This is a genomic window from Massilia sp. Root335, from assembly GCF_001425685.1.
GTDB classification, from domain to species: Bacteria; Pseudomonadota; Gammaproteobacteria; order Burkholderiales; family Burkholderiaceae_D; genus Telluria; species Telluria luteola.
This window is the reverse complement of record NZ_LMCY01000008.1, coordinates 90014-101725: the sequence shown is the minus strand read 5'-3', so window position 1 is coordinate 101725 and position 11712 is coordinate 90014. Positions and strand designations below refer to the sequence as shown.

The following is an 11712-nucleotide window of genomic DNA, read 5'->3' as shown; positions in this document are numbered from 1 at the left end:
CGTTGCCGTTGCCGTTGCCGTTGCCGTTGCCGTTGCCGTTGCCGTTGCCGTTGCCGTTGCCGTCGCCTTTACCTTTGCTGTTGTTGATACCGCCCTGCGTCGCACCTGTCGCGCCGGCCGCGACCTGCATGCCGTTCTGCTGCTGTTCCAGTTGCTGGCGGCGCTGTTCCAGCGCGTCGCGCGCCTTCGCTTCGAGCTGTTCGATCTGCGCGGCCGCTGCGGCGGCATCCTTCGGCGGCGTGACGGGCGGCGCTTCCGGCCTGGGCGTTTCCGCGATCTGTTTGAGTGCCTTTTCCTTCGGGATGTCGAGCAGCTGCGCCAGCCGTTCGGCCTTCGTGTCGCGCTCGATGTCATCGATCTTGCGCGCCAGCTCCCTCGCCTGTTTCAGCAATTCCTCCGGCGCCTTCGGCTGCGCGCTGAACTGCACGTCGTCGTCCTTGTCCGCGGCAGGTTGCGCGGCCGCGCTTTGCTCGAGCAGGGACTTGATCCGCTCCATGTCGTGCACGCGCTTTTCGAGGCGGGCCTGGGCCGTCAGCCGCGCGCCCGATTCGACCTGCCGTTGCTGCCGCTCGCGCTGGGCGAGCTCGATGCGCTGGCTGCCCAGATGGTAGAGCGCGATGAGCGGCACCGCATGCAGGACCAGCGCCGCCACCAGGAACGGATGCCGCCGGATAGGGGCAAACGCCGGTGCGAACGTCGGTGCGTCGTCGAAGGCCATCGTCAGCGCGTGTGCATCGAGACCCGGGTCAATCCCTCGAACTGGCAGAGATCGAGCACGTGCACGATGTCCTGGTAGCGCGCGGCCTGGTCGCCGTCGATGCGGATCGGCCGCGCGGGATCACGCGCCGCCTCGCGCTTGAGCAGGTCGTGCAGGGCTTGCGTCGACACCTGCTTGCCATCGATGTAGAGCGCACCCTCGGCGTCGACGCCGATGGCCAGCGGCGCCGCGCCGGCCGTGGCGCGGTCGAGGCTGACCTGCGACGTGGGCAGCACGATGTGCATGTCCTTCTCGGGCTTCTTGCCGTCCGGGTGCTTGAACGACGTCGCCGCCATGAAGAACATCAGCAGGAAGAAGATGCAGTCGATCAGCGCGATCAGGCCGATCTCGGGCTGCTCGTCGTCGCCGAGGTCAATGCGCATGGACCACCTCCAGCGTGCGCGCCGGCATGCCGTCCAGCACGCGGTTCAGCTGGCGCTCCAGCGCGATGCCGATGCCGACCATCCGGTTGCGGAAAACGTGGTGCATGGCCAGCGACGGCAGCGCCACCGACAATCCGGCCGCCGTGTTGACGAGGGCCTTCGAGATGCCGCCCGCCAGCAGGGTCGGATCGCCCATGCCGTTGAAGGCGATGACGTGGAACGATTCGATCATGCCGACGACGGTGCCCAGCAGCCCGACGATCGGCGCGACCGTCGCCACCACGTTCAGCGCGTACGCCTTTTGCTGCTGCAGGCGCAATTCGACGCCCGCCATCTCCGCCACGCGCGCCGCCAGCTTTTCGGCCGGCAGGTGCCGGTGCTCGACCATCCAGTCGAGGATGCGCGCGAGGCTGCTGCCGCTGCCGGCCACCCGCTCGCGCAGCTGGTCGAAACGCCCCGCGCGCCACAGCGTTTCCGCCTCGGCCGCCAGGTCCGGCGGCGCCACCTTCTCCAGCCGGAAGTTGACGAGCCGCTCGAGCGTCACGGCCAGCGCCAGCACGGACAACGCGCCGATCGCGACGATGCCCAGGCCGCCGTGCGCCAGTTCGGCGGCGAAGTTCAGGCCCTGCGCCCGGGCCGGGGATGCAAGCAGCAACAAACCGTACGGGCCGAGGCGGGACAATCTGGACATCGTTTTCCTTTCTGTGGAAACAACGGATCAGGCGCTAATTTAGCACAATATCTTCATTGTTCAACAACGCTTTTACTACATATGCGCAATATTTATTTCCATTTAGTGGAATTCATAAATGCCATTTACATGAAAAAGGCGCCCGCGGCGCCTTTGGTCGTCCGTTGCGGATCGCTCAGCGAAAACTGAAATGCTTGTGCCCGAGATAGCTGGTGAACACCGGCACGACGACGCCGACGCCGTGCGCGATCTCGCGCGCGAACAGCGTGACGCCCAGCGCGGGCAGCGCCCAGTTCACGAGCAGCATGCTGATCGCCCACGTCTGCGCGACGGCCACCACGTTCACGAGGAGGAACCAGCCGGCCGCGTGGTGCGTGGCCTGCCGGCTCTCGCGGAACACGAACAGCTTCGCCAGCACGAACGCCGTGATCATGCCCGTGATGTACGCGCAGATGACGGCACTGGAAAACGGCATCGTGCGGTTGTACAGGATGCGCGAGCCGAAGTTGACGGCCGCGGCAAAGCCTCCCGTCAGCAGGAAGACGAGGAACTGGCGCGATGCGAAATTCCTGATCACGCGCCCGCCTCGCGCGCCATCTTGCGGCCGAAATCGATGCTCTCGGAGATGCCGCGGTCTTCCGGATAGTAGTACGACGTATCCGCGACCCACAGCCCGCCCACGGGCAGCTTGGCCGGCGGCAGGCGGTCCAGGTAGCCCGGCTCGCAGATCGGCTGCGCGTAGCGGTAGCGGCTCGCGCGCATGTCGACGAAATCGGCATCCGTGAGCGCCGGGTTGATCTTCATGAGGTAGCGCTTGACCTTGTCGAGGAAGGCCTGGTCCGGCTCCGCGAACTTGGGATGCTCGCCCGGCATGTAGAACGGCACGTAGACGATGTGCTGGTCGCCCATCGGCCGCAGGTTCGTGTATTCGACGAGACCGGGAATGTCCATCTCCTCGTCGTTCGTGTTGAGCCAGAAGTTCTCCGTCACGGGCTTCTTCAGCTTCGCGATCACGCACACGACGGCGATGTTCTTCTTGGAGCGGAACGCATCGAGCGTCGCGGGCGGCAGGTCCGGTATCACGCGCGGCACGTAGGGCAGCGGAATCGTGCTGATCACCTTGTCGAACGCCTCGAACCGGCCGCCCGCCTCCACGCCCTTCACCTTGCCGTCTTCGATGACGACCTTCGTGGCCGGCGTCTTGAGGCGCAGGTCGCCGCCATGCCGTTCGATGTCGGCGCGCATCGCTTCGAGCAGCGTCGCGGAACCGCCGTCCATATAGCCCAGCTTTTCCTTGAACAGGTTGTAGCGCGAGCGGCCGATGCGGCGGATGCGGCTCCAGATCCACGCGGCGGACAGGTTGTCGCTGTAGTCGTAGAACTTGTAATCGAACAGGCGGCGCCACAGCACTTCCCACGCTTCCGCGCCGACGTTGCGCTTGATCCAGCCGCTCGCCTCCACGTGGTCGAGGGGCTTCCAGTCGTCGCGCTTGGTCGACAGGAAGGCGTGCAGGCCGTAGCGGAACTTGGCGGCGAAGCTCAAGCCGCGGAACTTGAGCAGCGCGACCGGGTTGCCCCATTCCTGCACCTCGTTACGGTACCAGTAACCCATTTTCGTCGCGACCCAATGCATCTTCGCCGCCAGCCCCAGCTCGTCCAGCACCTTCAAAAAGGCGTGGTCGGAGATCGCGTGGAAGTGATAGTAGCGCTCGATCGACGTACCGGAAAAATCGAAGTGCGCGGCCATGCCGCCCACGCGGTCGTCCGCTTCGTAGACGACGGGCTGGTGGCCGTCGCGCGCCAGTTGGTAAGCCACGGCGAGGCCCATCGGCCCCGCCCCCAGGACGGCAATACGCTGCTTCATTCAGAACTCCAGGACGACGTTGCTGTATTTCGGATCGTTGAAGGTTTCGTCGATGGCCTGCGCGAACGGGGTGCTCCGCACCTTGAACATGCCGGGCCAGTCGATCACCTCGAAGCTGTCGCGCGCGACGAGCGCCGCCAGCTGCTGCGTCGTGAACGGCGGGTTGCTGTCGAACTTGCCCCACACCCAGAGCAGCGCGTAGAACAGGCCGTACGGGATCTTCACGATGGGCGTCTTCGCGCGGGTCACGCGCTTGATCTCGCGGATGATGTCGATGTAGTCGACTTCCTCGTGGCCCGAGATGTTGTAGACGCCCGTGATGGACGGGTCCTCGATGCAGCCGATGATCACGCTGCAGAAATCCCCCACGTACAACGGCTGGCGCATGTAGCGGCCGTGGCCCGGGATCGGGAACACGGGCACCTTGCTCATGAAGCGCGACAGCCAGCCCAGGTGCTTGCGGTCGAACCAGCCGAACATCAGCGTGGGCCGCAGCACCGGACACGCGATGCCGCTCGCCAGCACCATCGCTTCCTGCTCGCGCTTGCTGCGCGTATAAAAATCGTCGGCGACCGAGACGACGACCGAGGAGCTGATCGCGACGAGGCGCGTGTTCGGCTGCGTCTTGATGATGTCGAGCTGGTGGCGCGTCGCGTCGACGTTGTTGCGCACGAAATCGTTCCAGTCGTTGCCGCCGATCTGGGCCTGCAGCATGACGACGGTGGCGCCGTCGGTGAAATGGCGCGACCACTCGCCCGGCTCGGCCAGGTCGGCGTATTCGACGGTGATGTCGGGCTGCACGCGGCGCAGCACGTCGAGGTTGGCGCGGTGCTTGTCGAGCACGACGATGTTGCGGTAGCCGCGCGCCATGAGGCGGGCCACCAGGTTTTGTCCGACCAGCCCGGCGCCGCCGGGCAGGATGATCTTGCGGTCCAAATCGGTCATGGGTTGTCCTTCCTGATGCCGTACAGCGACACGCCGAGCAGGCGGGCGTCCGGCGAGAGATCGAACTGCTTCGGCGAAGTCGGGTTGTCGATCTTGAGTTCGATGTGCTGGGGCGCCGTCGGCTCGGGCCCGAGGTCGAGCGTGAAGCGGTGGCGGATCTCGATGAAATTGAAGTGCGCCGTGCCCGCCGGCCGGCCGTTCGCGAAGGCTTGCACGCTCAGACGGATTTCGCCGTTCGGCACGAAGCTGCCCAGGTCCAGCGTCAGCATGCGGCCGCGCGCGGGGTCGGCCGGCAGGTTGATCTCGGCCACGTGACCGTCCGTCCACACGAAATCGCCCTCGATCGTGCCCCATCCCTTGCCGAGGATTTGCCTGAACGCGTCGGGCGCATCCTTCACGGTGAGATAGGCGAACGGCCGCGGCGGCGCGCCCTTGCGGTACAGCGCGAGCCCGAACGTTTCGATGTCGGGTTCACCCCGCGCCACGTTGGGGGCATCGACCTGCTGCACGTAGTAACGGCGATTGTGCTCCACTTCCTCGGGACGGCACCTGGCCGGGCGCGTGTTCGAGATGTGCCAGCCTTCGTTGATGCATACGAGGTCCACGTGCTGCCGCTTCGCATAGGCCTGCAGCCCCAGCGTATTGCCCCAGACGACGCCCCACGTGCGCATGTCCGGGTCCAGGTCGAGCACGATGCGCCCGTCGCCGGGCAGCGCGTGCAGCTGGTCGTACAGGCCGACGACGCCGGGCTGGTTGTAGAAGACCTCGTACATCGGCGTCGCGCGCTCGACGTGCGCGGTGCCGGCCAGCGCCGCCACCGCGAGGACGGCCGCGGCGATGTTGCCGGCACGCTTGCCCATGAGGCGGCACGCGTACAGCACGACGAGGGCGACGCACATGGCGGGCACCGCGTAATAGAAGACGGCGACGTAGTCCTGGTGCAGGTCGTCGACGCCGACCTTGGCGTAGTACAGCACGGCGAGCGTCGCGGCCACGAAAGCGATGGCGAGCGCGCGCGTGCCGCGCACGAAGTCCGACTGGCGCGCGTCCGCCTTCGCGTCCTTGGCCAGCAGCACGGCGAACAGCGGCACGGCCAGCAGTGCCCACATCGACGCCTGGCCGAGGCGCCAGTAGATGCCGACGAATTTCAGCGCCTCCAGCGGCGGGTTGCCCTTGTTGCCGCGGCCGAACTTGATGTAGTCCCACAACGGCCCGGGCCATTCCGTCACCGTGGCGATCAGGAGCGGAACGAGGAACAGGAACAGGATGCCGCAAGCCATGAGGACATCGCCGCGATGACGGCCGAACCAGGCGCGCGACAGGATGCGGTGCACGCGGTCGCGGCGCGTCACGATGGCGTTCGCGACGAGCACCACGATCAGGATCACGCCCAGCATCGGCATGAACGAGGCGTGCCCGTTGATCAGGAAGCCGCTGGACACGGCGAGCGGCGTCAAGGTATCGGTCCGGCCGTACACGAGCGGCGCGATGGCGATGACCATCGCCGCGTACGGGAAGACGTACAGGTGCGGGAACCAGATGCCGTTGATGATGGAATAGGCGCTGCTTGCTGCGCCCAGCACGAGCAGCGCCGTGAACATCAGCGCCGGCAACAGCGTCCCGGTGATGCGGCGCACGAGCGCGCACACCAGCACCATCCAGCCGGCGTTGTACAGGATCCCGCCCAGCAGCTGGCCGGAAAACGCCGACGGCACGACGTGCAGCCAGTCGTGGAACACCAGCTCGCCGAACGCCAGCACGTACAGGATCGCGGGGCCGGGATGATTGAAGCCCACGCGCGAATAATTGCCGTAGATGAGGTGCAGCCGCTTGGCGTCCTGGATCAGCAGGCTGTTGGCGGCGAAGTCGCTCACTTCGTAATTGACGTTACGGAGCATGGGCCATTCGAAGGCGACGAGCGCCGCGACGACCAGCAGGAACAGCACGGCCCAGGTGAGCAAGGACGGCGCACCGCGCGCGGCGGACATGGACAGGGTGCCGCTGCGCGGCAGTTCTCGGGTATCCAGCATATGCCTGCTCGCTCAAATATTCATTTTGTTGAACACGAACGCCGGCAGGTGGCGGATGATCATCATGATCACGAACCACTTGCCCGGCGCGTACACCACCGGCTTGCCGGCGGCAGAACCATCCACGATCAGGCGCGCCACCTGTTCGACGGGCGCGAGGCCGCGCTGCGGCAGGTGCGCCGTCATCGGGGTCGCCGTCGGTCCCGGCTTGACCAGCACGACCTTCAACGCGCTGCCGCTGCCGGCCAGGCGGTGCTGCAGGCCCTGCGCATAGCGCGTGACGAGACCTTTCGCGGCGCCGTACACGTAGTTCGAACGGCGCCCGCGGTCGCCCGCGACGGAGCCGATGATCGTGATGACGCCGCCCACCGGCTCCATGTGGCCCGCGAACGCTTCCGCGAACAGCACGGGCGAGACGCCGTTCACGTCGAGCGCTTCGTACGCGGCATCGAGGTCGCGCTGGCATTGCTGCTGGTCGGGCAGCGAGCCGTGTGCGATCAGCACTTGCTGCGGCATGCCGTCCGCGACGATGGCGTCGGACAGCGCGCGGATGGCGCGCGGGTCGGAGAAGTCGGCGGTGCGTACCGTGACGCTCGATCCGGGGCTGCGCACGCGCAGGTCGGCGGCCACGCGTTCCAGCCGGCCCGCATCGCGCCCGACCAGCATCAGCGCGACACGGCCCCGGGTCGCCCACAGGCGCGCGCAATGCTCTGCGATCGAAGAAGTCGCACCGACGATCACGATGCGTTGGAGGGAGTCCTGCATATCAGCTTCCTATCAGACGGCGCGACATGGCCGAGCTGATGCCCGGGTCGCGGTATTGCAAGAATTCGGCGAGGCGCGGGTAGCCCGATTCGAACAGGTCGCGCGGCATGCGCGCATCCTTGGCGGCGTAGATGCGCCCGCCCGCGTCGCGCACGATGGCGTCCAGGCGCTCGAACAGGGCCGCGGTTTGCGCGCCGCGGTTGGGAAAGTCCAGCGCCAGCGTGACGCCGGGCTGCGGAAAACTCATCATGCCGCGGCTCGCGCGGTCGCCGAAGGTTTTCAGCACGGCCAGGAACGAGCCCTGTCCCGACGCCTTGATCGCCGCCAGCATCGCCTGGATGGCGGCGCGTCCCACCGCGCGCGGCACCGCGCTCTGGTACTGGTAAAACCCGCGCGGACCGTACATGCGGTTCCAGTCGTGCAGGTTGTCGAGCGGGTAGGTGTAGTTTTCGAAGTGCGCGACCGCGTATCCGGCCTTGAACGTGTTGGCGCGGAAGTAGGCTTCGTTGAACGCGCGCAGCGAGAGACCGTTCACGAGCGACACGGGCGGCACGAACGGCACGCGCTTCGGCTTGCGTCCGGACTGCGCGATGCGATCCGGGATCTCGGCCAGGTTGGCGCGGAAGAACAGGCCGCGGCCGATGCCGGACAGGCAGTCGACCCACGACACGGTCTGCTCCCAGCCCGCCTCCGACGTGTCGGCCAGCGCGAAGAATTCGTCGAGGTTGCGGTACGGGACGGTGTCCGTCACGAGCCAGGGACCGGCGACCTTGCGCAGCTGCAGCTCGGCCTCGACGATCACGCCCGTCAGGCCCATGCCGCCGACGGTCGCGGCGAACCAGGCCGGTTCGCGATCCGGGCCGCAATCGATGACGCGGCCGTCCGTGCGCGCCAGGCGCAGGCCGAGCACGTGGTCGCCGAAGGAACCCAGCACGTGGTGGTTCTTGCCGTGGACGTCGTTGGCGATGGCGCCGCCGACCGTGATCATCTGCGTGCCCGGCGTCACGGGCAGCAGCCAGCCGTGATTGACGCTCATGCGCTGGATGTCGCGCAGCAGCACGCCCGCTTCGCAGCGCAGGCGGCCGCTGGCGGGATCGAAGGCGATGAAGCGGTCCAGGCCCGTCATGCGCCACAGGCAACCGTCCGGGTTCAGGCAGACATCGCCATAGCTGCGCGCATTGCCCTGCGCGAGGCCGCGGCCGCCGGCGACGGCGCGCACGGCCTGGTTGCGGTCGGAGAACGGCACCAGGTCGTGTTCGTGGCTGTCCAGCCGGCCCCACGACGAGACTCTTACCATGGCCACCCGAGCGCGCCGATGACGAGCGCGGCGCCGAACGCGAGTCCGGCCAGCCGGCTGGCGCGGTCCTTCACGGCGAACACCACGGGGTCGTCGTGCATGTGGCCGCGGTGCGCCTGCATCCAGATCCAGCTGATCCAGAAGATCAGCACGGGCACGGTCCCCCACACGGCTTCCGGACGCGCGTACAGCTCCAGCACCACGTCGCTGTTCAGGTACAGCGCCAGCACGACGGCCGACGCATAGCCGGCGGTGACGCCGAGGTTCAGCACGAGCGGCTCGTCGCTGGTGTAATAACCGCGGCCGTGCACCTTCTGCTTGCCGGACAGCGCCTGCGTCTGCAGCTCGGCGTAGCGCTTGACGAAGGCCAGCGACAGGAACAGGAACACGGAAAACGCCAGCAGCCAGAACGACAGCGGCATCGACAGCGCGGCCGCGCCGGCCGTGATGCGCAAGGTGTACAGCATCGCGAGCGTGATGCAGTCGAGGAGGATCACCCGCTTCAGGCCCCACGAGTACACGCACGTCAGCACGAAATAAAACAGGAGCCAGGGCAGGAACGTGCCGCCGACCATGGCCCCGAGCGCGAGGCTGACGGCGAGCAGCACGGGCGCCAGCAACACGCCCTGCCACGCGGGCACGGCGCCCGACGCGAACGGGCGCAGGCGCTTGCGCGGGTGGGCGCGGTCGCTCTCCAGGTCGAGCAGGTCGTTGGCGATGTAGACGGTCGACGCGCACAGGCTGAACGACACGAACGCCAGCACGAGGGTCAGCCAGCCGTCGATATCGGTCACGCGGTGCGCGGCCAGCAGCGGCACGAACAGCAGCAGGTTCTTCATCCACTGGTGCACGCGCAGCACCTTGCGCCAGGCCGTGAAGCCCCGCTTCTGCGGGGGGAACTCGCGCTCGACGCTGCACAACTCGGCCGCCTTGCGCGCGAGGCCGCGGGCGCCGTTGACGACGATGGCGCGGCGCGCGCGGCGCCACACTTTCAGGTCGGCGCTGGAATTGCCGACGTAGTCGAAGTTGCCGTGGCCGTAGTGCCGCTCCAGCGCGTCGGCCTTGTGGTCGCCGGCCAGGTTGACGTCGCCGTCGCTGGCCAGCACGTCGTCGAACACGCCCAGGTGGCTGGCCACCGCATCCGCGATGGTGCGATCGGACGCGGTGCACAGCACGATGCGGCGCCCCGCCGCGCGTTCTTCCTTGAGCCAGTCCAGCAGCGATTCGTTATACGGCAGCAGCGACGCGTCGAAGCTGCTGCGGCTGGCCAGCCGGCTCTTGAGGACGGCCTTGCCCTGCAGCAGCCACAACGGGATGCGCAACACGTCCAGCGGACGGTCGCGCGATACCCGCAGCGCGGATTCGTGCAGCATGTCGGTATGGATCAGCGTACCGTCCAGGTCGACGATGAGGGGAGCCGTATTCAATTGGATGTCCTGCAGGAGATTGGCGCACTGTGCAGTACCGCCAACACTGTGAAATACTTAATAGCAAAAGTTCAGTATTATAACCGAGCAATATGAACGGCTTCTTGATTTCATCCTCGCGCGCCGGGCTTTTATTGTAAGGATTTGTCATCTTTTTCGACCACGAGGTAACGATGTTTTCCCACGTCTTCATCGGCGTCGTCGATTTTGAACGGGCGCTCGCGTTCTACACGCCGCTGATGGCGGCACTGGGCCTGGAAGAGCGCTTCTGCGACCGCGCGCGGCCCTGGGCCGGGTGGCAGATTCCCGGCCAGGCGCGCCCCCTGTTCCTGATCGGCGCCCCGTACGACGGCCAGCCGCATGCACCCGGCAACGGCCAGATGGCCGCCCTCCTCGCCCCCGGCCGCACGGCCGTCGATGCGGCGTACGCCGTCGCGCTGGCGCACGGCGGCAGCGACGAGGGCGCGCCGGGCCTGCGCCCTCACTACCACGCGCATTATTACGGCGCGTATCTGCGCGACCCGGACGGCAACAAGCTGTGCGTGGTGTGCCACGACCCGGCCTGAAGGAACACGACATGCATCTCCGGCCGGGGGCGCTCGATCCGGGTGACAATGCGTGTATTTATGGCCGGGGGCGGCGTGCTACAGTCGCGCCGCGTTTTCAACAACCCCGCGGAGACACCATGCCCGTGTTTTCCCTGCGCGCCCGCGCCATCCCATCCATCCTGCTGGCCTTCGGCGGCACCTGCGCCGCGCTGTCGGCATGCGGCCAGAAACCGCCCGCGGACATCCGCAAGACCATCGAGGACGCGCGCCGGGAAAACGAGGCACTGACAGCCAAGCTCGCGGCGCTGCCGGCCCAGTGCACGCTCGGCGACGCCCGGGGCGCGGCGGGCCAATGGCTCGCCACCACGAATGCCGCGCCCGCCCCCGGTCAGCCGTACGCGTTTGTCTTCACGTTCAAGGAATCCGTCCGGGCCGGCGCCTTCCGCATCGCGCTGAATCCGCAAGCCCTGCAACATCTCGACAAAGTGGAAAGCCGGGACGCCCAGGGCACGTGGAGCGTGGCCTGGACCGGCGCGCAGGCCGGCGCACCGGCGGGTTGCGAATTCGTGAAGGTCGCGCAAAAGTTCGCGTCGGGCGAGCGCGACGTCGCCGCGCTGCGCATCACCATCCGTCCCGACAAGGAAAGAATCATGGTCGGCGACGCTGCCGTGCTCAAGGCCGACTGAGCGCCGGCCAGGCGCGATCAGAGCAGGACGAGATTATCCCGGTGCACGAGTTCGGGCGCCTCGACGTAGCCGAGGATGCCCTCGATCTCGCTCGACGCGTGGCGCATGATGCGTTTGACTTCGCCGCTCGTGTAATTGGTGAGGCCGCGCGCGATCTCGTTGCCCGCGTCGTCCACGCAGCCCACGAGGGCGCCGCGGCCGAATTCGCCGCGCACGGCAGTCACGCCGATCGGCAGCAGCGACTTCCCTTCCTTCACGAGCTTCTGCGCGGCGCCGGCGTCCAGTACGAGCGTGCCGGCCGTGTGCAGGTGATCGATCAT

12 protein-coding genes and 1 pseudogene are annotated in these 11712 nt (G+C 67.1%); 2 read left to right on the top strand and 11 right to left on the bottom strand.

The window, feature by feature from the left end:
- The 10 genes and pseudogenes from ASC93_RS31630 to ASC93_RS06365 all read right to left on the bottom strand — a co-directional run.
- Window positions 1-718: pseudogene (locus ASC93_RS31630) on the bottom strand (hypothetical protein); the annotation flags it as partial.
- Between the two features lie 2 nt (window positions 719-720).
- On the bottom strand, window positions 721-1140 hold the full coding sequence (locus ASC93_RS06405) for a biopolymer transporter ExbD (RefSeq protein WP_056438890.1): 420 nt from the start codon (window positions 1138-1140) through the stop codon (window positions 721-723).
- Window positions 1130-1831: a MotA/TolQ/ExbB proton channel family protein gene (locus ASC93_RS06400; RefSeq protein ID WP_157201765.1), complete on the bottom strand. Its 702-nt coding sequence runs from the start codon at window positions 1829-1831 to the stop codon at window positions 1130-1132. The genes ASC93_RS06405 and ASC93_RS06400 overlap by 11 nt, the downstream gene beginning before the upstream one ends.
- Before the next feature lie 175 nt (window positions 1832-2006).
- Complete coding sequence (locus ASC93_RS06395; protein ID WP_056438884.1) at window positions 2007-2408, bottom strand: GtrA family protein; 402 nt, start codon at window positions 2406-2408, stop codon at window positions 2007-2009.
- Window positions 2405-3694 (bottom strand): NAD(P)/FAD-dependent oxidoreductase, encoded by a 1290-nt coding sequence (locus ASC93_RS06390; RefSeq protein ID WP_056438881.1) that lies wholly within the window; start codon window positions 3692-3694, stop codon window positions 2405-2407. Before ASC93_RS06390 ends, ASC93_RS06395 begins: the two co-directional genes overlap by 4 nt.
- Window positions 3695-4639: an NAD(P)-dependent oxidoreductase gene (locus tag ASC93_RS06385; RefSeq protein WP_056438878.1), complete on the bottom strand. Its 945-nt coding sequence runs from the start codon at window positions 4637-4639 to the stop codon at window positions 3695-3697. It abuts the gene before it with no gap.
- The gene (locus ASC93_RS06380; protein ID WP_056438875.1) at window positions 4636-6669 is read right to left on the bottom strand and encodes a hypothetical protein; all 2034 of its coding nucleotides are present in this window, start codon (window positions 6667-6669) and stop codon (window positions 4636-4638) included. Before ASC93_RS06380 ends, ASC93_RS06385 begins: the two co-directional genes overlap by 4 nt.
- A gap of 12 nt (window positions 6670-6681) precedes the next feature.
- Window positions 6682-7434: an SDR family NAD(P)-dependent oxidoreductase gene (locus ASC93_RS06375; RefSeq protein WP_056438873.1), complete on the bottom strand. Its 753-nt coding sequence runs from the start codon at window positions 7432-7434 to the stop codon at window positions 6682-6684.
- A 1-nt stretch (window position 7435) separates the two neighbouring features.
- On the bottom strand, window positions 7436-8731 hold the full coding sequence (locus tag ASC93_RS32490) for an FAD-binding oxidoreductase (protein ID WP_056439666.1): 1296 nt from the start codon (window positions 8729-8731) through the stop codon (window positions 7436-7438).
- Window positions 8725-10158: a UbiA family prenyltransferase gene (locus ASC93_RS06365; protein WP_056438870.1), complete on the bottom strand. Its 1434-nt coding sequence runs from the start codon at window positions 10156-10158 to the stop codon at window positions 8725-8727. Before ASC93_RS06365 ends, ASC93_RS32490 begins: the two co-directional genes overlap by 7 nt.
- Window positions 10159-10331: 173 nt before the next feature.
- Here ASC93_RS06365 and ASC93_RS06360 point away from each other — a divergent pair, with 173 nt between their 5' ends.
- Together ASC93_RS06360 and ASC93_RS06355 are read left to right on the top strand one after the other, a co-directional pair.
- On the top strand, window positions 10332-10724 hold the full coding sequence (locus ASC93_RS06360) for a VOC family protein (protein WP_056438867.1): 393 nt from the start codon (window positions 10332-10334) through the stop codon (window positions 10722-10724).
- 119 nt (window positions 10725-10843) lie between these two features.
- On the top strand, window positions 10844-11392 hold the full coding sequence (locus ASC93_RS06355) for a hypothetical protein (protein WP_056438864.1): 549 nt from the start codon (window positions 10844-10846) through the stop codon (window positions 11390-11392).
- A 17-nt stretch (window positions 11393-11409) separates the two neighbouring features.
- Here the strand turns inward: ASC93_RS06355 and ASC93_RS31920 are convergent.
- The coding region (locus ASC93_RS31920; protein WP_307188976.1) for a PUA domain-containing protein at window positions 11410-11712 on the bottom strand (303 nt) is incomplete at its 5' end.

Bases quoted from the DNA above. Each gene is read 5' to 3' on its own strand.
- ASC93_RS06405 (WP_056438890.1), bottom strand. From the start codon at position 1,140: ATGCGCATTGACCTCGGCGACGACGAGCAGCCCGAGATCGGCCTGATC.
- ASC93_RS06400 (WP_157201765.1), bottom strand. From the start codon at position 1,831: ATGTCCAGATTGTCCCGCCTCGGCCCGTACGGTTTGTTGCTGCTTGCA.
- ASC93_RS06390 (WP_056438881.1), bottom strand. From the start codon at position 3,694: ATGAAGCAGCGTATTGCCGTCCTGGGGGCGGGGCCGATGGGCCTCGCC.
- ASC93_RS06385 (WP_056438878.1), bottom strand. From the start codon at position 4,639: ATGACCGATTTGGACCGCAAGATCATCCTGCCCGGCGGCGCCGGGCTG.
- ASC93_RS06380 (WP_056438875.1), bottom strand. From the start codon at position 6,669: ATGCTGGATACCCGAGAACTGCCGCGCAGCGGCACCCTGTCCATGTCC.
- ASC93_RS06375 (WP_056438873.1), bottom strand. From the start codon at position 7,434: ATGCAGGACTCCCTCCAACGCATCGTGATCGTCGGTGCGACTTCTTCG.
- ASC93_RS32490 (WP_056439666.1), bottom strand. From the start codon at position 8,731: ATGGTAAGAGTCTCGTCGTGGGGCCGGCTGGACAGCCACGAACACGAC.
- ASC93_RS06360 (WP_056438867.1), top strand. From the start codon at position 10,332: ATGTTTTCCCACGTCTTCATCGGCGTCGTCGATTTTGAACGGGCGCTC.
- ASC93_RS06355 (WP_056438864.1), top strand. From the start codon at position 10,844: ATGCCCGTGTTTTCCCTGCGCGCCCGCGCCATCCCATCCATCCTGCTG.